At 41.0% G+C, this 23,293-nt stretch carries 21 protein-coding genes; 1 reads left to right on the top strand and 20 read right to left on the bottom strand.

All coding sequences use genetic code 11. The features are described 5' to 3' along the window. Positions 1 to 51 precede the first annotated feature (51 nt). Positions 52 to 969, top strand: coding sequence for a LysR family transcriptional regulator (locus BUB11_RS19590; protein WP_073031559.1), 918 nt, complete (start codon positions 52 to 54; stop codon positions 967 to 969). A gap of 322 nt (positions 970 to 1,291) precedes the next feature. Here the strand turns inward: BUB11_RS19590 and BUB11_RS19585 are convergent, their stop codons facing one another. The 20 genes from BUB11_RS19585 to dsrM form a co-directional block, all read right to left on the bottom strand. Beyond that, entirely contained in the window at positions 1,292 to 2,857 is a 1,566-nt protein-coding gene (locus BUB11_RS19585) for a BCCT family transporter (RefSeq protein ID WP_073031557.1), read from the bottom strand. Between the two features lie 496 nt (positions 2,858 to 3,353). Further along, positions 3,354 to 4,733 (bottom strand): MATE family efflux transporter, encoded by a 1,380-nt coding sequence (locus BUB11_RS19580; protein ID WP_073031555.1) that lies wholly within the window; start codon positions 4,731 to 4,733, stop codon positions 3,354 to 3,356. After that, complete coding sequence (locus BUB11_RS19575) at positions 4,730 to 7,066, bottom strand: type IA DNA topoisomerase (RefSeq protein ID WP_073031553.1); 2,337 nt, start codon at positions 7,064 to 7,066, stop codon at positions 4,730 to 4,732. The genes BUB11_RS19580 and BUB11_RS19575 overlap by 4 nt, the downstream gene beginning before the upstream one ends. Positions 7,067 to 7,365: 299 nt before the next feature. Continuing rightward, on the bottom strand, positions 7,366 to 8,625 hold the full coding sequence (locus BUB11_RS19570) for an adenosylhomocysteinase (RefSeq protein ID WP_073031551.1): 1,260 nt from the start codon (positions 8,623 to 8,625) through the stop codon (positions 7,366 to 7,368). A 260-nt stretch (positions 8,626 to 8,885) separates the two neighbouring features. After that, positions 8,886 to 9,536 (bottom strand): class II aldolase/adducin family protein, encoded by a 651-nt coding sequence (locus BUB11_RS19565; RefSeq protein WP_073031549.1) that lies wholly within the window; start codon positions 9,534 to 9,536, stop codon positions 8,886 to 8,888. A 119-nt stretch (positions 9,537 to 9,655) separates the two neighbouring features. After that, positions 9,656 to 10,357 carry a response regulator transcription factor gene (locus tag BUB11_RS19560; protein ID WP_073031547.1) on the bottom strand — a complete coding sequence of 234 codons (702 nt, stop codon included), beginning with the start codon at positions 10,355 to 10,357 and terminating at the stop codon, positions 9,656 to 9,658. A 15-nt stretch (positions 10,358 to 10,372) separates the two neighbouring features. Beyond that, on the bottom strand, positions 10,373 to 11,797 hold the full coding sequence (locus tag BUB11_RS19555) for a sensor histidine kinase (protein WP_073031545.1): 1,425 nt from the start codon (positions 11,795 to 11,797) through the stop codon (positions 10,373 to 10,375). Positions 11,798 to 11,806: 9 nt separating this feature from the next. Further along, a complete protein-coding gene (locus BUB11_RS19550) occupies positions 11,807 to 12,559 on the bottom strand; it encodes an ABC transporter permease (protein WP_073031543.1) in 753 nt (250 codons plus the stop codon). Next, positions 12,531 to 13,271, bottom strand: coding sequence for an ABC transporter ATP-binding protein (locus tag BUB11_RS19545; protein WP_073031540.1), 741 nt, complete (start codon positions 13,269 to 13,271; stop codon positions 12,531 to 12,533). Before BUB11_RS19545 ends, BUB11_RS19550 begins: the two co-directional genes overlap by 29 nt. Positions 13,272 to 13,353: 82 nt before the next feature. Then, positions 13,354 to 14,619, bottom strand: coding sequence for a hypothetical protein (locus BUB11_RS19540; RefSeq protein ID WP_073031537.1), 1,266 nt, complete (start codon positions 14,617 to 14,619; stop codon positions 13,354 to 13,356). A gap of 306 nt (positions 14,620 to 14,925) precedes the next feature. Beyond that, positions 14,926 to 15,351, bottom strand: a complete 426-nt coding sequence (locus BUB11_RS19535) for a DUF350 domain-containing protein (protein WP_073031534.1) — start codon at positions 15,349 to 15,351, stop codon at positions 14,926 to 14,928. 15 nt (positions 15,352 to 15,366) lie between these two features. Next, positions 15,367 to 16,614, bottom strand: a complete 1,248-nt coding sequence (locus BUB11_RS19530; protein WP_200797957.1) for a glutathionylspermidine synthase family protein — start codon at positions 16,612 to 16,614, stop codon at positions 15,367 to 15,369. Beyond that, complete coding sequence (locus BUB11_RS19525; RefSeq protein ID WP_073031529.1) at positions 16,604 to 17,005, bottom strand: hypothetical protein; 402 nt, start codon at positions 17,003 to 17,005, stop codon at positions 16,604 to 16,606. Before BUB11_RS19525 ends, BUB11_RS19530 begins: the two co-directional genes overlap by 11 nt. Positions 17,006 to 17,033: 28 nt before the next feature. Next, complete coding sequence (locus BUB11_RS19520) at positions 17,034 to 17,483, bottom strand: hypothetical protein (RefSeq protein ID WP_073031527.1); 450 nt, start codon at positions 17,481 to 17,483, stop codon at positions 17,034 to 17,036. A gap of 245 nt (positions 17,484 to 17,728) precedes the next feature. Further along, positions 17,729 to 18,046: a TusE/DsrC/DsvC family sulfur relay protein gene (locus BUB11_RS19515; RefSeq protein ID WP_073031526.1), complete on the bottom strand. Its 318-nt coding sequence runs from the start codon at positions 18,044 to 18,046 to the stop codon at positions 17,729 to 17,731. Positions 18,047 to 18,226: 180 nt separating this feature from the next. After that, positions 18,227 to 19,387: a sulfate reduction electron transfer complex DsrMKJOP subunit DsrP gene (dsrP, locus tag BUB11_RS19510; RefSeq protein WP_073031525.1), complete on the bottom strand. Its 1,161-nt coding sequence runs from the start codon at positions 19,385 to 19,387 to the stop codon at positions 18,227 to 18,229. Then, positions 19,380 to 20,183: a sulfate reduction electron transfer complex DsrMKJOP subunit DsrO gene (gene dsrO / locus BUB11_RS19505; RefSeq protein WP_073031524.1), complete on the bottom strand. Its 804-nt coding sequence runs from the start codon at positions 20,181 to 20,183 to the stop codon at positions 19,380 to 19,382. Before dsrO ends, dsrP begins: the two co-directional genes overlap by 8 nt. Further along, entirely contained in the window at positions 20,180 to 20,662 is a 483-nt protein-coding gene (dsrJ, locus tag BUB11_RS19500; RefSeq protein WP_073031523.1) for a sulfate reduction electron transfer complex DsrMKJOP subunit DsrJ, read from the bottom strand. Before dsrJ ends, dsrO begins: the two co-directional genes overlap by 4 nt. Next, on the bottom strand, positions 20,662 to 22,281 hold the full coding sequence (dsrK, locus tag BUB11_RS19495; RefSeq protein WP_073031522.1) for a sulfate reduction electron transfer complex DsrMKJOP subunit DsrK: 1,620 nt from the start codon (positions 22,279 to 22,281) through the stop codon (positions 20,662 to 20,664). Before dsrK ends, dsrJ begins: the two co-directional genes overlap by 1 nt. A 6-nt stretch (positions 22,282 to 22,287) precedes the next feature. Further along, complete coding sequence (gene dsrM / locus BUB11_RS19490) at positions 22,288 to 23,289, bottom strand: sulfate reduction electron transfer complex DsrMKJOP subunit DsrM (RefSeq protein ID WP_073031521.1); 1,002 nt, start codon at positions 23,287 to 23,289, stop codon at positions 22,288 to 22,290. Between the last annotated feature and the right edge of the window lie 4 nt (positions 23,290 to 23,293).

Here is a 23,293-nt window from a genome sequence, read left to right as displayed (position 1 = left end):
TGCGGAGATGTGTACGGAACAGAGTTTTTTGGGCAGCGGAGGTATTAGATTATGAGATTAGAACAATTATTTCTTTTAATTGAAGTCGCCAAATACAACTCAATTTCATTGGCAGCAGAGCACGCCTTTATTACCCAACCCGCTGTAAGTTCATCAATTAGTAAACTTGAAGATGAGCTCGGAACACAACTTTTCAGGCGAACTCCTCAGGGTGCTTATCCAACTTCAATCGGGGAAATCGTCATTGAAAAGGCCCGACTTATTCTTGATACTGTTGAAGAAATTAAACAAATTTCTAATACCTCTGCATTAACGGGCAACCTCTCCGTTGGGATAATACCCAGTATGGGTGATAAGATAATCCCCAATGTTTTATACTACTTAAAGGACAAACATCCAAATATCAACATTTCTTTGACCGTTGCTGAATCAATTAACATTCTGCAAAATATTCAATCCGGCAAAAACGACATTGGTATTGTATTGCTAACTGAAGAAATAACCGGTAAAGAACTTAGTTGTGAAGAGTTATTTTCAGATGAATTTTTAATATATGCTTCTAAAGACTCCCCTCTTGCTCAAAAGGAATCGGTTTCTCTAAAAGAAGCACTTGGATATCCCTTTGTTGCTTATAATGACGAATTCACGAAGAATAATGGTGGTATCACAAGTATTCTTAAAAAACATGGCGAACCTAATGTAGTCTTTAGATTTTGTAATTTCGAATTGATTAAAAGAGTCGTATCCCAGGGAATCGCCATCTCCTTCTTCCCCAGATTCATGTCGATAGACGATATTTATTTACAATCCGGAGAGATAATCCCTATACCTATCAGTGACGTTAGTTTAGGTATTACCGTCGGTCTCATAAGATCAACCCGCCATGCAGTCTCTCTCATTGAAAAGGAATTTGTGGAAGCCCTGAAATCCATGTGTAAAACTGCCGCACCCATTTCAAATAGCAACTAGAACGTAAGAGGTCTCTTATCTGTAGAAAGAGCAATCCCAAAGAGGATGGCCGTGATTAGCCATCCTCTTTGGGATACTTTTACTTATTCAAACCTCATTATTTATTTGACGGCAAAGGGGCCGTAACGAAACTTGAGATTTTTTCAAGCTGGTGGTGTGTTATCCCAAAATAGAGGACTGTACACCTTTGAAGTGGTGAACAGTCCTCTGATATATAAGGGGATTACAAATAGAATGGGGATGTAATAAACCGGAAAACAAGTTTCGTTACATCCCTTTTGCTATCTTCCGGGCTGGTCTTACTGCGACAGCCCTGTTATGATTAGTCTTCTTCCGGATAATCAACAACTTGAATTTCTTTTTCTCTGCCGAAATCCTCCTTGAGCCACTTGAGTAGGGACATTGATAAGATGATGATAATAAATATAATGGGTACACTGGTGGCAACCGATGAAAGTTGAACTACCGGTAATCCGCCCACCACCATGATAGCTATCCCGATCACAGCCAGGAGTGCACACCAGAAAAGTCTTGTCCATTGGGGAGATTCCTGACCATTCTTAACCTCTTTGCAAGAAATACTGGAAATAATATAGGCATTGGTATCAATGGTAGTAGCTTGGAAAATAAGCATGACAAATAAGAAATAGGGAACAACTATTACAGCTAAGGGTAAGGTATGCAAGAGTTGGGAAATCATTGCCCCGGCACCGGCGTCCTTCATAGTCATATCAAGTGCTACCCCTAGATTAAGCTGAAGATTTACAGCATAGCCGCCGAACACTAAGAAGAACAGCGAACAGCCGATTGACGTTACAACCATCATATTTAGAACCACGTTTTTGATCGTTCTCCCCTTGGAGATCCTGGCAACAAACAAGCCGAAATACATAGCCCATGCTGCCCACCAGGCCCAGTAAAATACTGTCCAGTCTTGAGGAAAACCGGATTTGCTAATCGGATCTGTATATAAACTCATACGGAAAAAGTTAGTAATCAAAACCCCTAAGTTGTCAACATAAAAGGAAAACAAAAACAAGGTGGGGCCAACGATCGCAACAAACGCTAATAATCCCATACATAACCAACTATTTAATTCCGACAATTTTTTAATTCCGCTATTTATACCGGAGACAGCACTATAGGTAAATGTTGCTGCAATCACCAGGGTGGTCACGACTTTAACCGTCATAGTATCCGGAATACCCAGATAACCGGCTGCAACAGCCGACATCATAGGAATAACTGTTCCTAAGGTTGTTCCTAATCCGCCGACCAGACCAAGCACAACAAAGATATCGATCGCTCTGCCAAGCCATCCGTCTACCCGATCACCCAATACTCCCCGGCAAGCATAGCTTGGGGAAAAGTAGGGTTTTTTTCTTACGTAAAGCATGTAGGCAAAGGCGATGGCCCCTGGAACAAAGATAGCCCAGGCCGAAATACCCCAGTGAAACATTCCATAGGCAATAGCGAATTGCGAAGCTTGCCCAGAAAATGCCTCATTCCAGTAAGGAGGAAACTTTAGATAATACAAAGGCTCGGCCATGGACCAATAAACTAAACCTGCTCCAACACCGCCAGTGAACATCATTGATAACCAGCTGAAGTCTGAGAATTCAGGTTTATCATCTGTTCCACCCAATTTTACATTGCCATATTTGCCAAAAGCCAACCAAAATGAAAATATTACACATCCCAAAGTAAATAATAACCATAACCAGTCCATTCTATAGGTTATGGCTTTTAATATGACTGCAACATAGGGTTGCAGTTCTGTACCATAAATAAGCATTGGGGCATATAACAAAACGCATAAAATAGCACTGCCCCAGAAAACAACAGGATTAATACGAGCATATATCCCTTTAGACTTCTCTTGTGACAAGTTATTCACCCTTTCTTGAGATTTAATCTGAGAACCGGGTTTAAGAAAATAAGTCAGATGATAAATTCCACGTGTCTATCTATTGTATTTCATTGCCCTGAAATGACCATCAAAACCTCCTTTTTATAAAATGTTTAACTTCTGTCCACAACTTTAATTGCAAGTTCTTTGCCAATTATCACATAAATTAATATGTTATCTCAGAAAGTTTAATAGCAGTGGACTATGTACGTATTTCAAGGACTTATGCCAAACTTTCAGGCCCTATTTATCAAACACTTGAAAATCCTTAACTCAGAGTAATTTAAGGATTAGAACTTTTCCATCACAAATTATTAAGTCTCAGCGACTCATTTAAGTCACCAAGACTTAAATGAGTCACCAAGACTTAATTTTCGGAGTATTGCTATAAGTCACAACAATTCCTTGTTGTTTGAGAGCATTAGCCAAAGATCCGTCGAGCCCAAGCTGATTGAATGAGAATGCTTAGATAGCACTACATCCTTTTTTTCTCTGAAGAGGCAACTTCTAGGTTTTTATGTCGGCTCTGTACGACTAAAAGACGCCCTAATAAACCAATAGCACTCACAGCTAATCCCAGAACTAAACCAATCCAATAACCCGTTGCCCCGAGCGAAGTATTATTAGCCATATAGTACCCTGCCGGTAATCCAATAACCCAATAGGATATGCAAGCCGTGAGGAACGTTACATTCACATCCTTATAGCCTCGAAGCGTTCCCTGGATCGGAGCAGCAATGGCATCTGATAATTGGAAGAATACAGCATATATTAGGAAATGTTGGGCCATTTGAATCACAGCAACTTCCCGAGAATATAAGGCAGCCACTTGCTCCCTAAAGAGTAACAGGATTGCAGCACAAATACTGGCCATTCCAATTGACATTACCATACCAAGATAGCTGTAGTGACGAGCATCCTTATCCCTTTTAGCACCAACCTCAAACCCCACTAAAATAGTTAAGGCAGAGGAAATGCTTAATGGCACCATATAGAGCATAGTAGCAAAGTTCATTGCCGCCTGATGAGCTGCGATAGTCACAGTATCAAATGTACTCATAAGTAAAGCAACTACTGCAAAGATACTGGTCTCGATGAAAATAGCAAATCCAATTGGCAAGCCAGTCTTTAATTGTTCTTTCCATTCTTTAAGTGATATTCCGTAAAAATGTTTAAACACCTGAAATGAAGCGAAGGATTTTTGACTGTTAATAATCGTGTATGTTATAAGAGCTAAAAACCAATAAGTAAGTGCAGATGCTACACCAGCCCCAACACCCCCTAAGGCTGGAAAACCAATTTTCCCAAAAATAAGAACATAATTCAGGGACACGTTAATTGGTAATGACAATAGGGCAATCATCATAGATACTCTGGTTTTCCCCAACGCATCGATAAATGCCCGTAAAACTTGATATACAAAGAGTGCCGGAATTCCACAGGCAAGTGCCAACAAGTAACTGCGTGAAATTCGAAGTACGTTATCCTCCAACCCCATGAGCGAAAGAATTGGATCTAAAGCAAAGGCTCCTCCCACTATAACTAGAATTGAAATCAACAATGCTAAATAAATCCCCTGCATTACTTGGAAAGCTATATCTTCTTTATGCCTCGCCCCTATTAATTGAGCAACAATTGGAGTTACGGCTACGAAAATTCCGCCTATACCAGCACCTATGGGCACCCATACGCTGGAACCGATTGCGACTCCCGCCAAATCTGGAGTGCTTGCTTGTCCAGACATGACAGTATCAAAAAAACTCATGGAAAACATTGTAACTTGTGCAACCAGGATAGGCCATAAAATTGCGAACAATTGTCTAATCTTTTGCAGGAGCGTAAATGTCTGTTTCATGAGGTCTCAATTTCGAACTTCAACTTAGCTTCAGACTGATCTTCCCAGATCAAATAGGCCGAGAAAGACTTTCCCGATTTCGATTTAAAACCTTTAATCAACGGAGTCTTCCCCTTCTTCAATAAGCTTTTAACCTGATTTGGAGTAAGCACCTTACCACAGATCGGAGTTTTCCAGAGGACAAAATGACATCCTTGTCGCCAATTCGAACACCCAAACCCCTTTTGGCCTTCGATCACCTCTGCACCACACTTAGGACAGTTCCCTAATGCCAGTACTTGACTCTTGTTTGTTACTTTATTGTCATCAACCTTCTTCGCGGACTCTCGAACCTTATTTTCTTTCTTACGAGCAGTTCTTGCTCTTGGCTCCTCTTTTCCTTTACCCTTTGTTGAAGGGTGTGCCGTCGGTGCAAGAGCCAGAGGGGTTTTACCGTGTCGTTGTTCGAAGGAACGCAGTTCCTTAATAATTCGTCTGATTGCATCTTCTACTTCTGTCATATACTGTTCGATGCTTAGTTCCCCTTTTTCCACTTTAGAAAGATCAAACTCCATTTGTCCGGTCATTTCCGCACTAATAAGGAGCTGAGCCTGAGGAAGTTTTTCCTTAATCAGTCGAATAAGTTCGACCCCTTTTTCTGTGGGTTTCAAAGCCTTATGATCCTGCAGTATGTATCCCCGGTCAATTAAGTTTTCCATAATAGCCGGACGAGTCGCCACAGTACCTAACCCTTTCCCTTTCAATTGCTGACGGAGCACCTCATCATCAATCTGCTTGCCTGCACCTTCCATGGCTTTGAGAAGGTCTCCTTGGGTAAAGCGTTTTGGCGGTTTTGTGCTCTTTTCTTCGCTGAAAACACGTTTTGTCTGCACCTCTTCCCCCTTACTCAAAGGAGGCAGAGTTGCGTTCTCATCCTCTGTCTGCTCCCGCTTGTCCTTCTTCTTGCCCTTTTTGACACCCTCATCCTCTAAATCATCTGGGTCGTAAATTTTCTTCCATCCCAGGCTTAATAATACCTTGCCTTTGGTTCGAAAAGATTCACCCTCGATCATTGTTACTACATCCGTCTGATGATATTGAGCAGGGGGAAACCAAACAGCCAGAAAACGTCGAACGACTAAATCATAGAGGTTCTGTTCTTCACGATTGAGCTTGTGAATGGCGACTTTTTCAGTCGTCGGAATGATGGCATGATGGGCAGTGATCGTATTGATTACGCGTTTACCTTTCGGCACACCTAATAGACTGGCTTCATCTGCCAAACTCGAATAGGGCTCTTGGTGTACAGCTTTAAGATGATCCGGCAACTTTGGAACAATGTCTTCTGAGAGATAAGCACAATCAGTTCGTGGGTAAGTAATAGCTTTTTTCTCATAGAGTGACTGGGCTAATTGGAGAACCTTTTCCGCACTAAACCCATATTTTTTGGAAGCAGCAATCGTCAGCGAGGTCAGATCAAAGAGCAGGGGCGCAGGCTCCTGTACGTTTTTTTGTTCTATTTTAGTAATTCTTCCTGGTTTTCCTTGAGTTCTGGCTACGATCTTCTCGGCAACTTGAGGATCTGTAATCCGTTTTGAGTCCTCGCTTGGATCAAACCATTTACCGAGATACTCCCCATTTGCACTCGAAAATTCAGCCCTGACTTCAAAGAATGGCTGAGCAACAAAGCCTTCAATTTCCCATTCTCGCTCGACAATCAACGCAAGTGTCGGGGTCTGTACTCTCCCTATAGAAATAACATTGGGTTTTTTCCTTACAGCATCGAAGCTCCCAAATAAGGCGGTGAACCCTTCCGTCAGATTCATTCCGAAATCCCAATCTGCAAGGGCACGGCCATTTCCGGCAGCCGCCAATCCTGCTACCGACTCTGCGGAACGAAGGCTTTTCAATCCTTCTTGTATAGCCGCAGTTGTCAGCGAGGAAATCCACAGCCTTGACAAGGGCTTATTACACTTAGCGGCATCCCATACTTCCTGAAAAAGCAACTGCCCTTCCCTGTCAGCATCCGTTCCACAAATAATCTCTCCAATGTCCGAAGACCTTAACCAATTTTGGATTACTTCATATTGTTTAGCAGCTCCGGATTTAACCACCCGACGAAAGGCCTGCAAACTGGGTAACACCGGTAAACGATTTAAACTCCAGCGTTTCCCTACTCGATCCAAATCCATATATGCTTCAGGACGCTCCAGCTCTAAAAGGTGTCCATAGCACCATGTAATCACATACTTTTCATTTTCCAGGTATCCGTCGCCTCTTCCTCTTACTCCCAGGGCTGCAGCATATTCACGAGCTTGTGAAGGCTTTTCTGCGACTATAAGCGTTCTTTCCATTCCTAAGCCTCTCTTTATACATTAACTATCTAAACTTGTCAGGATATAACATGATGAAGTCTAAATATACTTAACAATGTGTTTAATAGATATTTTGATCTCAACTATTATATCTTAACACATAGATATTTTATAGGATATGGGGGCAACTTTTATCTCTGAAACAATTACTCTGTCCTTTCTTGGAAAGGCGAATATATAAAAAAAGGTGCTGATCATATCTCTACGGTCAGGCACCTTCTGAATAAAACTTGGAAATTGCCATTGTATATTTAAACTTTTATTCTATATTCCTTATTTCACGCTTCTGAACTCCAAGACCCCAGATAAGCTTCCTGCTCTTCGGTTAATTTATCAATTGATAAACCTAGAGATTGAAGTTTCAGCATCGCTACTTTTTCGTCTATTTCTGTATTGACTTGATAGACTTTAGGCTCTAACTTCTCATGATTCAAAGCAATATATTCTAAAGACAGAGCTTGTAAAGCAAATGTCATATCCATAACTTCTGCCGGATGCCCATCTCCGGCAGCCAGATTAACTAATCGGCCTTCGGCCAGTACATATAGGTTTTGACCGTTAGGAAGGGTGTACTCAGTAATATTTGTTCGAGCTGTTCTTTCGGAGACAGAGATTTCTTTTAATTGGGCTACGTTAACTTCAATATCGAAATGTCCTGCATTACACATAATTGCACCGGATTTCATGACAATAAAGTGCTCCTTATTGATTACATTCATATTGCCGGTAACCGTTATAAAGAAATCCCCGTGCTTTGCTGCTTCAACCATAGGCATTACTTCGAATCCATCCATCAAGGCCTCGTTTGCTTTGATAGGGTTAATCTCGCAAATGATTACTCGCGCTCCTAATCCTTTAGCCCGCAGAGCAACTCCTTTACCACACCAGCCATACCCAGCAACAACAGCTGTTTTACCAGCCACTACCAAGTTCGTCGTGCGCATGATTCCATCCCAAACGGATTGTCCGGTACCATATCTGTTATCAAACAAATACTTGCATTGGGCGTCATTGACAGCTACCATCGGAAACTTCAGGACCCCATCACGGGCCATTGAATGCAAACGTAAAACACCAGTTGTCGTCTCTTCGGCTCCGCCCTTAACTTTCTTCAGAAGTTCAGGACGAGTTGTGTGGATGGTTGAAACTAAGTCTCCCCCATCATCGATAATAAAATCGGGTTCGGTATCGAGTGCCAACTGCAGATGAGAATTATACTCTTCCTCTGTCGCATTGTACCAAGCATGTGCCCCGATCCCACTTTGAACAAGAGCAGCCACAACATCATCTTGAGTAGAGAGAGGATTGCTGGCAACTACAGTCACCTCTGCCCCTCCAGCTTTAATCACCTGTGCGAGATAAGCAGTCTTAGCTTCTAGGTGCAAACAAATTACAACTTTCTTTCCTGCAAAAGGCAATTGTTTTTCAAATTCCTTACGTATACTGTTAAGCACTTGCATTCGAGGAATGATCCAATCAATTTTCCGCTGTCCTTCTGATGCTAATGATAAATCTCGAATAGTAAATTTTAAATCCATTTTATGATTACCTTCTTTCTTGCTTCTCGTTAAGGAACTAGAATTAAAGTGTGTTCGACATTAACTCAATGTTAATTCAAACTAAAATACGGTCTGGTAAGTATCTATTATATGCAATTCGAGCAATTATGTGTTGTCCTTACTAATTATACTCTAAAATCGTGAATTTCTTCAACAATCTTTAGATCGCCCTATTATATACGGTTTATCACAAATAAACAAAGTGGGAGTCTTCGTTGAATTAATCAATGACTCCTTTGTCACTTCTGACCATAACCTTTTAGGTAGAAATTACGCATTCCGTCAATATCCCCTTGGGATAACTCAATTGCTCCACCCATCATTTGCGCTAGAAGAACGATTTGTGCTGATTTTTCAACAACTTGACATACTTTCAATGCTTCATCTAAATCGCGCCCTACCCCCAACATACCATGGTTAGCTAACAAAACTGCATTTCGGCCTTCAAGTGCTTTAACTGTATTAATGCCCAGTTGCTCCGTTCCGGGTAATGCGTATTCATTGACCCTTACATTACCGCCTGCGATCTGGACTAAGTCTTCAATTGCTCCCGGAATTTCTTTTCGTGCGACAGCCATAGCAGTTGCATAAGCACTATGAGTATGTACAATAGCCTTGGCATCCTCTCGTGCTTTATAAATCGATAAATGTAAAGGAACTTCAATAGAAGGCTTTCGAATACCATTAATTATATTTCCTTCTAAGTCCATTATTACGATATCTTCAGGCTCCAAGTCATCGTAATTCATTCCGGTAGGAGTGATCGCTATGTAATTCTCTCCAGAAATCCGACAACTGATATTCCCCCATGTCCCAACCGTTAGGTTCGTTGCAAGTATTTCTATCCCCTTTTCGATCACTTTTTTGCGAGCAGTCAATAGTTGATTCATCTCTTAACCTCCTTTGGAATACCTTAAAAAAGCTCTCCAATCTTTCATTAGAAAGGAGAGTCTTTTCTTGAAGAAAACTTGGTTAGTGCTAGCTGTAGACAGTTTAAAATTTAGATTCACTATATCCTAAACCGATACCCCGCACCCCAAACCGTTTCTACATATTGAGGATTAGATACGTCACTCTCAATTTTTTCGCGTATTCGAGCGATATGAACTGTGACTGTGGCAGAGTCACCTAAAGCATCTAAACCCCAAACACGTTCAAATAACTCCTCACGCCCAAAAACCCTGTTTGGATTTTGAGCTAAATACAAGAGTAAGGCATATTCTTTCTGAGCCAGATTCACTTCCTTGCCGAGAGCAAAAACTCTGCGTGAATCCTTGTCGATTTTAAGTCCCCGAATCGTCAAAATGTTTGACTTCTTAGCCCCTTCGCTAAACCGAAGTTTGAGCCTCTCGTAATTTTCCAAATGGGCTTTTACCCTCGCCACCAGTTCCCCTGGACTAAAGGGTTTCGTTATGTAATCATCAGCCCCTAAACTTAGCCCTTTGATCTTGTCAATTTCTTCTTTTTTAGCGGATACTAAAATAACAGGTACATCTTTATCTTCTTTCAAACTGCGTAAAATCTCTAAACCATCCATTCCCGGCAACATAATATCCAGAATGAGCAGATCAACCTCATGCTCTTGGAACGCTCTTAATCCTTCAATTCCATTGTCATAGACACTAACCTCGAAACCTGCAACTTCCAGATAGTCCTTTTGTAACTCTGCAATACTTGAGTCATCTTCAATGATTAATATCTTCTTGTTCATTGCTTTCCCCCATCATCATGACTTACTGAGCGAGATCATGATACTGGTCCCTTCTTTTCCATGGCTGACAGCCCATACCCTTCCATTATGCCCTTCAATGATCTGCTTTGCAATGGCCAGTCCTAACCCGCTGCCTTTGGTTCGAGCCGCATCCGCCCGATAGAATCGATCAAAAATATGAGGTAAATCTCCTTCGTTGATCCCGGAACCATTATCACGAAGCTCGACGATGATACTGGCAACAGTTTCTCGAAGAAAGATGTTAATTTCACCTTGATCATTGCACATGTACTTACGAGAATTATCCAGAATGTTCATAATGACTCGTTTCATTCTTTCTCGATCTAACAGGACATTTCGCTTATGATTCAGCTCATTGTGAAAGGAAATCACAATCTTATTACTTTCTAACTCCGGTTCATTTTCCAGTATACAATGCTGGAAATACTCTGCGATGTCTACTCTCTCAAAATCAAAAGGAATCTGGTTTAAATCCAGTTTGGCATAAAGTAAAAGATCGTCAATCATTTGATCTATTTGGTGAGCCTTTAAGGCTATAGTCTTTAAATAGCGTTCCATTTTATCCGGATTACTGGCTATCCCATCCAAAATACCTTCTACGTAGCCTTTGATGGAGGTTACAGGGGTCTTTAAATCATGAGAGATACTAGAAATGAGCAACTTTCGATTATCCTCATACTTCAATTGAGTGTGTACTGACTCTTTTAGCTTAATGCGCATAAGTTCCAAATCACGACACAACTCTTGAATTTCCCGATCCCCTTCCTCAACAATCGAGTAGTCGAGATTCCCTTTAGCTATTTCTGCAGCAGCACTTTGCAAGGTATATAGAGGATTGATAATACTTCGTGAAAATTGATAGGAGATAATAATATTCGTTATCGCAAAGGTAATTATGAACGTAATAGAAACTAGTGCGATTAAACCTGTAAAACTTGTCTCCCACCGATCTACAGGCACAAGTAACAGCAAACTCCCCTTAGAGCCTTCTTTATACATAAGATCCGTAACAAAGACAGTATAGGAAACATCATTGATAACAACAGGTTCGTTCCTTCCCTTTATATTCCCTGACGCTAAACTTTTGGCCACTTCAATTTTAGAAAACTTCTTGGAGGAAAATTCCACTTCATCATCCTTGATCAACATAAGCTCCCCATGAATCTCAGCAAGCTGTTCAAGGAGATACTTCTGATAACTCTCTTCTTCCAAAACCTCGGGTGTCTGTTTCCAGGTGCTGGTTTCATTGATGAGCTTAACCTTGATCATTGACTGTTTTTGTTGATGTTCATAAGAAATCCCACTTCCGAATAACTTGTCGAAGACAAAAAAAGCAACCAATGCAACTAGAACAGTAATGATCGTAGGAATGATTACTGTCGAAGCATTGGCTAAAATCATACGTGTTTTGAGTTTCATACCGTCACCTTAAAATTCCTTTTTATCAAAGATATAGAACCCTGCCGTAAACAACATGATCCCAGACCCGAGCATAATTAAAAACTGACGCAAAATCTTTAACATTGGAAAAGAATTTACCAGAAATAGATTATACCAGTCAAGTTGAGTCGTCAAGAACAAACTTGAATACTGAGAAAAAAGTACACCAAGCACTTTTAAGGCAAGGAATGTTAAAATGGAGACAAAAAAGACAGCTATTCCGCTCTTGAAGATATTTGCCAACAGGGCAATGGCTAAAGCCAAAACAGTCAAGGGAAGCAAGCTCACGAAGTAAGAAAACACAGTTCTGCTCAATGAATCAAGTGTCGCCGAATTGGTATTAAAGATAAATCCAGCCAGCAGAGAAAAAACAAGGAGCAGAAGAAGAGCTCCCAAGATAAATAAGACAATGGCTGTAATTTTTGCTGTATAGATCTTAAATCGACTGACAGGTCGAGTCAGAGTGATGCGCATACTGTTTTGAGTAAACTCACCTGAGAAACTGTCAATTGCAACTAAGGCTGTAAAAAGTGGCAAAATGGTATTGACCACAACCGATAGTACAAGCATTGGGAATTCTACACTTCCCGTTCCTCTAAGTCCGAATCCGCTTCTTACTCCAACAATCACCAATTGCCCAATAACAATTACTGCAAGAGACAGCAAAATGGCAACTAAGACTTTTTTCTTTTTATAGAGCTTCTCCAGTTCATTAAGAAGCGCTGCTTGAAACACGGCCATTTCTCTCTACCTCACTTACAAAGTAATTCTCAAGTGTCGCATAGTTTTTCAAAATCGTTTGAGTGTTTTCGACATTTAATATTTTTCCATTGTAGATTACCCCGATGCGATTACAGGTTAACTCTACATCATGGATCAAATGACTGGAAATGAAAAACGTAGTCTGTTCCTTTTCCGCTAAATGCTGGATCATCTTGCGAATATCAATCATACCCTCGACATCAAGCCCATTTAAGGGTTCATCAAGAATGACGACCTGAGGTCTGGACAATACGGCTGCTGCAAGTCCTAAGCGCTGTTTCATGCCAAGAGAAAACTTTTTCGACTTTTCATGCTTAAATTTAAGCATTCCCGTCAGTTCAAGAACCTCATCAATTCGTTTATGATCAACACCAGGATAATAGCGTGCTAGTTGTCTTAGATTATCAAAGGCACTCAGATAATGATAAGACTCTGCAATTTCAATCAGACATCCTACCTTTGCCATGGCCTTCTCATACTCTTCCGTTACACTGTGTCCTAAAATTCTAACATCACCTTGTTCAGGTCGGATAAGCCCTGTCATAATCTTCATAGCCGTCGTTTTTCCTGCCCCGTTCGGTCCAAGAAAACCAAAGATATCCCCTTTATAGATATCCAAATTCAGATCGTAAATTCCGCGACCATTTCCATAAGATTTGGTCAGATTCATGATCTCAATAACTTTTTCCATGCTCAACCTCCATCGTGAGAAACTAAGGCGACTGCCGGGATATATCCCGGCAGTCATCACCTCTTCGTTGTGACTTGCGCTCTTAATCTAAAACAGGACTAAAGGATGAATTAAACATCAAACCACTTCCGAAAGATCCATTGAAATTATCAATATTAAAGTTTACTTGGCCTTCATATTCACTCAGATAGATATGACCTCGTACTTTATCTCCAGAATCGTTTGTGCCTTCAAAATTCGCACTCGTTTTTTGATCTTGTTCAAATTTGGCTTCAAATTTGAAATCACTTAAACTTGCAGCATATTCTTCAAATTCGGGCTTAAACTCTGAGTAATATCTACCCGTGACACTCTTTCCGTCTATTTGAGTGATATCCACAAACCGCTCACCGACTTTGATAAATTTGTTGTCTTTCTCAATTATGATGTCGTTTTTAAATTTGCCTACGAACTTTTCAGGATTAGACATCTCAGCGTCTCCATATCTGGCAATGTCCTTAACAACTTTCTTCCCCGTAAGATCAGGCTTTGTGACCGTTGTGGTGTTAATGTCCATCACTTTAACTAAAGCCTCAAGGGATATTTCATGGACAGTCCCTTGCTCATCTTTCCCCGACAACACTGCAGTTCCCAGGATACTTTCCATCACGCCATCTGCGTTTACTTTTGCTGAACCTTTTACCTCTTTGACAAAGACATCCTTGGTCAGACGAGGCATCTTGCTGTTATTTTGGTTATTATTTTGATTATTGAACTCCTGCTTTAACTGAAACGAAGCAACAGCATTGACTAAAGACGGGATTTGAACCTCTGTTAGAGAACCTGTGATTGCTTTGCTTCCATCAGGATTTTCTGTAACTACCACATGATCTTTAAGACTTCCTACAACAGCATCAACTATTTTTTCAATATCAGCGGCTTCTTCTTCCTTGAAAGGATTATTAAAAGCCTCATCTTTTCTTTCCTTGGTAAATTCAGTCACATAGTAAGTCGGGTCACTCTCACTCACCCGAATCATGGTCGTCTTGTCAGAATAACTCTGAGAAGATCTTTTATCCCCGTTTGCGCTTAAACCTGAAGATATGTTTTCAGAAGCATCCTTTGTTCTATCCACCTTTAGAGTTTCGTTACTAGACTCTAAGGTCTTTCCATTATCCTTCAAAGCCATAGAATAATCCAGGGTGAAACTGTCAAACTTTTCGCTGGCTTGTTCAGTTGTTAGCTTAATCGCACCCTTAAGTTCATCATACCCGCTTTTACTTGCAATGTCAGCTAGAGCTGTTGTTGCTAACAACAGTGTTCCAACCGTGAAACTTACAAGCATCACTGATTTCTTTTTGAATTTCATCTTGTCAACTCCCTATTTATTTTTAAGATCCTATATATATTCTAACCTAGGGGTCTTGATTTTCCCTAAACAGTATATAAACAAATTATAAACTATTCCCATCCCTCTTAGACATACATTTCAACTGCGGCAAATTAAATTGTTATAGAAAGAAGGCTTCCAAGTCATCAAAGTGAGGGGTTCGCTTGGAAGCCTTCCTGATTTCGAAATAATAATTCTTACTCGCAACTGCCTAAAATAATCTAACTGCAGTACAGCATATTACACCTTGTTCCACGAGTCCGAGAAGAATACAAAAAATCCCGATTAGTAACTAATTAAAGAAGCCATTAAGATCCCGGTTGCTAAGCTTAAACAAAAAGAGAAGAATCCTACAGCAATATTTCCATTCGGAATTTCATGGCGAACTTTGAGCATAGGAGTTAATACCTCAAAGAGCCAGTAAACGATTATAAGGGAGATCGTCCCTGTCAAAGTCCAAGCAATCATGTCCCAGATGCCTATAGAGTGATAAATAGCGGATGCAAGCAAAATGGCTGTTCCTAAGACCTTGCCCCCTAAATCAAAGGCCACAGCTTTTGCTGCAGAAACTTTGCGAGGATTGTCCAGATCATCTCCATCAGCTAGAATTTTAAACTCTTTATAAGGTGTTGTGAAGGTAAAAAGCATCACAGAGAAAACCATTAAGGGAATTGTAACTCCTAAATAGATTAAAAAGTTTATTAAATACATAAACCCAATTCCACCTCACTCTACTTTTATTCCCGTTGGTAAGAAACACGCCAGATTACCAGTTATTCTCTCCCCGATTCGTGCGCTGATGGCTGAGGCTTTACCCCCAACCAAGAAAGATCCCCAAAGTAACCGGCCTGTGAACTGCCCAATTTCTGTATTGCATTCAACCTCTTCCATTTCAACTCGTTTCTGATAAACCATAGGTTGATCCCAATAATCATTGTCTTTGTCCCGTTCTACCAGTGTACCATCTGCTTCATGCAAACAAACAGCACCACCTTCTCGACCAAAGATGGGCTTTGTTACATAAGGATACTTATTTTTAAACTGATTTTCCATGTAAGTAGGCAGCATATACTTCTCAATCATCTGGTGTTCCTCAGTGGTATAGAACTCTCCGACTTCATGCAGATTCCAGATAAGGCTAAGGAGTGCTTTCGATTGAGCTACGAAGGCTGATGGAGGATTAATGATTGCCAGCTTACCTCTAGCCACGAGATCAAGTACATGGGCACCCGTAGGATATTGATCTTGTTCATCACGTTCCACCGCCAGTTTCTCAAGGGCATGAAGACGATACCAGACGTCAATAGGTACAAGCTGTTCGTCAATTGACGCGCACAAACGATCGCCCGAAATACGCAGATCTTCAAGGGCAACAAATGTTGCCGGCAAACCGGATTGATCCAACAAATACCTCACTGTATCCCTATCCTCATTGTGCCAGCCTAAAGCACTAAATACTATAGAGTCAGTAGCATAACCTAGCTCCTTGTATGATTCAAGAATTTTCTTAAAGGCTTCTTTGATATGTACTTCCATACCATCATTTATGCTTCTTGCGCCAAAATAGGAGCAGGCTTTATGGTTAGCATAGAAGGCTTCAACAACACTCGTTGGTGTGTCTGAGTTGAACTCAATCATCTTGAGTCCCTCAACCGTATTAATAAAATCAAATCGGCCTATTACCGTGACCATTTCAGGTTTTACAATAATACGAGCCGTAGTGAGCACCTCATTAGGTATTCCCAATGCATGTAATAGTGTGTCATCAGCAGTTTGTACCGCATAGACAGTTTTGGCAAAAATCTTGCCCAAGGCTTCTGTAGCGAAGGCAATTTCTCCGCGAAATTCTTGGGTAATATAATGAATCCCAGCCAGCCCATATTCTACACCATCCAAGCGATCCCAAGAAAAAACAGAACGCAGCGGTCCATAAAGTCGTTCTCTGATTTCCCCATAGGACGGCTCAGCTTGCACTTGAGCCACCTCCTCCGATCCCGCCATGTGTGCCGCTTGAAATTCCAGTTGAACTCTTTGTACTGCTCCCAGATGAAATACCGGCATTACTATTCGTCGAACCGGGATTATTGGTCGAACCTGAACTGTCTGTGTTTGGATAACTGGACCCGCCGCTAGTAACCCCTGATGGCTGTACAGGACGTATTCCACTGGAAGAATGCTTCCTGGAAAAACCGAAGGGGGCTAAAAACATACCAAAAAAGCCGTCGTCATCGTCATCTTCTTCAACCGTGATCGGATTACCTTCTTGATCATAGACTTGCTGCTGTTGTTGCGGAGCACATGCAACGGTTCCAAACACTAACGCAGTTGAAAGAAATAAACTCACCATCTTAGAACTCTTGTTCACCTAGTTTCCCCTTTCAAAATTAATTCACTTAACGTGTTTTGATTGCATAAAGAACATATCTCTGTCGGTCCTCATCGACCTCAAAAGAAGTCTTTTCCCACTCTACACCACCTAATGTCAAGTAATTGCATTGTGCGAGAAGAGCCAGGTCTGATAATGAAGTGAATTCTAAATTTGTTATGACCGGATATTCAGATGCATACTCAATAAATTCTCTTATTTCTAAGACAATATAACCCGTTGCAACTTTCGATAATCGATTATTTAGCAAAGGTTTTTCATCTTCTGAAAGTTTAACATAGATAATATAAAGTGGGACCTCAATTGCATTCGAAGTTTTTTCGTAAACGACACCATCCTTGACCAAGTAATCCGCTAAGAAGCGAACCATAACTTCCTCTTTATCGATAGATTTGAAGTGATAAAGCGCCGGAAAATTCTTTTGCTCGTCGAAGAGCCGATACTCCAGTTGTTCCATATCATTATCCTTTCCGAAACGAGACTATTTTCCTATATATTCTACATCATACCTGGAAGTCCTGCCCCTCGGCTACTTTTGGTAATATCATAAATTCATTTTAAGAAATTTTAATTAAAATCTTCACCCTTAAACCTCATCTTAAAAATATTAATACTATCGATTATCATCTAAAAAAAGAGCCAATCACAAGTGTGATGGCTCTTTTGGAGTGGACTGTAATCGAATAAACAAAACCTAGAGGCTTATACGCAACCGGTTGGTTTAGGAAGTCCAGCAATTTTACAAGCACCTTTTCCTGGGCCAGCTGGGAATAATTCGTAGATTTTCTTTTGGTCATAACCAGTGTCTTTAACCATTTTACGAACCATTGGTGCAACACCAAACTGCTCATAATAGTCACGGAGATAGTTGATCATTTTCCAATGATCTTCAGTAAGTTCTTCTACTTCCTCAGTAGCAGCAAGAGCATGAGCTACATCTTCATTCCATGCTGAATGATCCTCAAGAAAACCGTCTTCGTCCAGTTCAACAGTTAAATCGCCGACTTGTAATTGAGCCATAATTCAAATTCCTCCTTATGTGTGTTTATAAAATTGATACTGTTTGAGATTAAGTTACAGGACTTAGTACTGTCTATCCACTTACGTGATTTTACAGTTTCAATTCGTGCTGGGACAGCACATTCTGAATGATAATCCCTCACCCCCCAAACAAGCATCAAAGACCATCAATACCTAACTCTAGCTTGCTTTCTCTTCTCTAACTGATATTGCAACTTTATAGAGTATTGTGATTAGCAACGCTCCAATAGCATAGACACCTAACGTCACTAATATCTCATTAAGAGTCGGTGCATATTCAATGACTCTTTCAAAGGAATTTGGGACAAAACCTGCAACAATTAGGATCATACCTTTATCAATCCAGTTAGCAATAATGATTGACAATAGGCCGATAGTTAAGGTCGCTCCATTTTTCCGGGTTGGGAAAACGAGCAATGCAATTCCTAAAAAGGCTAAGGCAGTAGCTGTCCACATAATGGGAACCAGACTCGTATGACCATCTAAGCCAAAGAAGATATATCTTAAAGGTGCACTGTATTCTGGGATATTACTATAGAATGCAGTGAATAACTCTAAAATATAGAAGAATACATTGGCAATCATGGCATATCGAACAATTTTAACAAGGGACTGAATTGCTCCCACACCAGGATCCGGATCAAACTTACTGACCTTTTTAACGATAAAGCATAAAAGAATCAGGATTGCCGGACCAGCTGCGAAGGCAGATGCCAGGAAGCGCGCTGCCATAATAGCAGATAACCAGAGATGCCTACCGGGTAAACCGGCGTATAAGAAGGCTGTAACTGTATGAATACTAACAGCCCAAGGGATTGATAGATAAATGATTGGTTTAACCCATTTTGGTGATGGTGCTCCCTTACGTTCAGCACCGAGAGTCGTCCAGCCAACGACTAAGTTTATGAGAAGATATCCGCATAAGACAATCATATCATAAAACATGACTGATCGTGGACTTGGATGGAGGATTACGTTCATAATCCGCATCGGTTGCCCTAAGTCTACGAAGATAAATAAGATACACATTATCACAGCCGGGATTGCTAAAAACTCTCCCAGGATAACCATCTTGCCGAATTTCTTAAAGTCATGCAGATAATATGGCAAAACAAGCATAACAGCAGAAGCAGCGACACCCACAAGGAAAGTAAATTGGGCAATATATAATCCCCATGATACATCCCGGCTCATGCCTGTAACACCTAAACCATTGTTAAACTGATTCATATAAGCAAATAAGCCAACAGCGATAACAGCTAATAACAGTGTAACCCAAATCCAATACCTTTTACTGCCCGACAGTGCTTTCTCAAGCATCTTCGCCACCCCCTACCAGGTAGTAAACACTTGGCTGAGTGCCCAATTCCGGTTTGCGTCGAATAGTAAATTTCGTACTGACAATTTTCCGCACTTCTGAATTAGGATCATCTAAATCTCCAAATATTAATCCACCGTTAGATTTTTCCACACAAGCTGGCATGAGACCGTCTGCCAGACGTTCGTAACAAAAATTACATTTTTCTACGACACCTGGAGTTCTTGTTGGATAATCCGGAGAAATTTCTCCTTCAATAAAGGGCCTTGGATCTCTAAAGTTAAAGCTTCTCGCTCCGAAGGGACAGGCACCCATACAGAATCTGCATCCTATACAGCGATGAAAGTCCATTGCGACTATACCATCCGGTCTCTGGAACGTAGCCTGAGTAGGACATGCCTTCACGCAAGGAGGATTCTCACAATGATTACATAATACCATAAAAGGACTGTGCAATACATGATCATCCAAATATTCGTTATGCCCACCTGCAAAGGTATGATGATAATCATCTTTCCATATCCATTTAATCTCATCTTTTGTGTTTGGGAATTTAGGAACATTATGAAGCTTATGACAAGCTTCAATAACCCCATTAATATCAGCGTCGGTTTTGAATTTACTCATATCGACAACCATAGCCCAACGTTTAGCCGGTAAATCTTTTGGAGCCTTGGCAAATCCAGCTGCTTCAGCAACCTCTTTTTTACGGAAACCGCTAATTATAAAGGAACTCCCTAGTCCCAAAGCAGTGATCATACCAGCTCTTCTCAGAAATTGTCGTCTATTGATGCTCATTTAGTTGCCTCCTTTGGCTCAAAATGGCAACTCCAACATAACGGCTTCACAGCTGAATAATCGTGGCAGGAGGCACAAAATTCAGGTGACTCGTTTAAAGCCGGATTACTCACTCCTGCTGTAGTCGATACTGGATTGTTCAGAACTGCCGGTTTCGAAGCCGACTCAGTTGCATGACATTTCAGGCACGTATCTTGAAGACTAATTTCGAATTCTTTTCCTTGACTATTAACATAGACAGTCTGACCATTTCGAACTGCTTCTTCTCTCCATTGATTGAGAAGTTGCATGTGATTGGCTCTCATAAATTCCGGTGACTCAACACATTGTTGCTCAGATGCCGGCAACTGTTGGATAGCGGCAGTATTTAGCGCTACATCCGGTCCAGCATTGACTTTCCCCATATTATAGAAGAACGGTATAGTGAAAAGCGCTGCAAAGATAATGAGTGAAGCAAATATTTTTCCGCCTTTATACATTACTCATTACCCCCTTTTCCCGGCAAGTCTTCAAAGCGAAGGTTAGTGGTTCTCTCTTTCTCGCCTTTCATCACTAACGCATTTGCTAGTAATTCAGTCACACCGGTGACCCCTACACCTGGATTCCAGTAGTCCATTAGAGCCGGGAAATGGGCCCGGTCAACTGCACAAATGTTAGCTAACATGTTAACTCCATGTTTTTCTTGCACATACTTAACGGCATTAGCTCGAGGGAATCCACCTCTCATACGCTGTTCCATATTTTCAGAGGCATTAAGCCCTGATCCGGCTCCGCAACAGAATGTCTTTTCTCGGATCGTGTTCTCTGGCATCTCATAGAAATTATTACAAACAGCCTTAATAATTTCTCTCGGTTCATCGAGAAGTCCCATGCCCCTAGAAGGATTACACGAGTCATGAAAGGTTACCTTCAGATGATCATTGCGAGTTGGGTCTAGGTTTAATTTGTTGTGTTTAATTAAGTCAGCCGTGAATTCGGAAATATGAATCATTTTAGTGGATCTAGCATTTTCAAAGACTGTGCCTGTTATTGGCGATACCGGAACCTCCAGGAAGTCTGCAGGACCATGCCAAGTATCCATATATTGATTCAGGACCCTCCACATATGGCCGCATTCCCCACCAATAATATATTTTACCCCTAGTCGTTTTGCTTCTGCATAAATCTTGTAATTGAGTCTCTTCGCCATGTCATTCGATGTAAAGAAACCGAAGTTTCCACCCTCGGAAGCATAGGTGCTCCAAGTATAGTCAAGACCAAGTTCATGGAAAAGCATGAGATATCCCATACAAGTTTGAATCCCAGGTTCACCTAAAAGGTCTCCTGAAGGAGTGATAAACAATATCTCGGCACCTTTTCTGTTAAAGGTTGGATTAACCCTAATACCCGTTATATCCTCAATATCGTCTACCATGGATTCAATATTTCCGGCAATCGCATGAGGCTCCAGCCCAAGGTGATTTCCCTTCATGTAGCAATTCGCAACCGGTCCCGAAATCCAATCAATGTTCAAACCGACTAGATTCAGAAGTTCTCTGCCAATGATCGTGACCTCCGCTTGGTCGATACCATATGGACAGAAAACGGAACATCTACGACATTCAGTACATTGGAAAAAGTAAGACCACCATTCCTTTAAGACGTCCATATCCAGTTCTCTTGCCCCAGCCAAACGTCCAAGGAACTTCCCTGATTTTGTGAAATACTTTTTGTAGACAGATCTTATCAGCTCTGCCCTTAGAACCGGCATATTTTTGGGGTCACCAGTGGCGATATAAAAATGACATTTATCAGCACAGGCACCGCATCTGACGCAAATGTCCATGAAAATCTTGAAAGAACGATACTTACTGAGTCTTTCAGCCATTCCTTCCAAGATGGTAGTTTCCCAACCCTCCGGTACCTTCCAGTCTTCGTCGGCTGGCGACCACTGTCTTGGGTTAGGTAAACCTAACGTGAGCAGATCTTTTTCTTTTGATCCCCAGCAAAAAGTACCCGGTTTGAATTCAACTGGTGTATCCATCCAATCCGTTGCCGGTGTCTTAAATTCTATCTTAGCTAATTCTCCCGGTTTCGGAAGTTTAACTTTCGGCGCCATCCACGATCACTCCTTTTCTACCGGTATACCAGCTTTTTTCATTTTTTCCCTGTACTCGTCTTCATACTGTTCATAAGTATGAACTTCTACTTCGTGATTCCAGGGATTAATGTGTCTGACCATACGATTGTTACTAATCATGTTGCGCGTTGGGCTCATGAAAATCCCGCCCATGTGCATTAACTTACTCATTGGGAAATAGGCAAAGAGAATACTGACTAAGAAGATATGAATGAAAAACATAGGCCCGATTCCTGTTGGAAGCACCGGTTGAAAAGTAGCTAATCCAATTGCTAATTGCTTAACAGCAACAAGATCTACTTTATAGAAGTAACGCATCAAGACCCCTGAGATTGCTATGCTCATAATCATAAACAGCGGAAAGAAATCTGCAGGAAGTGAGATGTATTTCACCTGTGGAACAATAATTCTTCTGAGGAACAGATAGGTAACTGCGACTAAAATAAAAACATCTGTTAGATAAATGGCGGGCAACCCGATTTGTAACATTCCGTCAACACTCTCAAGAATTTGCACCGCAAACGGAATAGGTTCTAAGAAAAATCTAAGATGCCTGATAATGATTATGAGGAACGACCAGTGAAAGAACAAACTGCCTAACCAAAGCCATTTTGCCGAACCGTAGGATAGTTCAGGGCCATTCTGCCCTTCCCTTAATTCAGTCTTAGTATTACGGAACAGCGAGCGAAAAAAGAGGACTTCCATAGCCATTCTGACAATAACACCAAAGGCACTTGTGGGGTTCTCAATCTTATTTTGCTTAATCCAAGGAAGAGATTTTTGCTGACCAATGGTTGTAGGAATACGAAACGGTACTGGAGACCGACCCCATTTAACAACTCGGTAAATAAATCCACCTACAAACATGGCAAAGGCTAAATACGGGATAATAATACCAAAGACATAATGCAAATTTGTAATAAACGCTCCCATGGTGGCGACTAGAATGAGTAAAATGACTGCGAGGAAAGAAAACAAGACTTTCACTCTA

It is taken from the genome of Desulfosporosinus lacus DSM 15449, assembly GCF_900129935.1.
Classification (GTDB): Bacteria; Bacillota; Desulfitobacteriia; order Desulfitobacteriales; family Desulfitobacteriaceae; genus Desulfosporosinus; species Desulfosporosinus lacus.
This window is presented reverse-complemented; position numbering and strand designations above follow the sequence as displayed.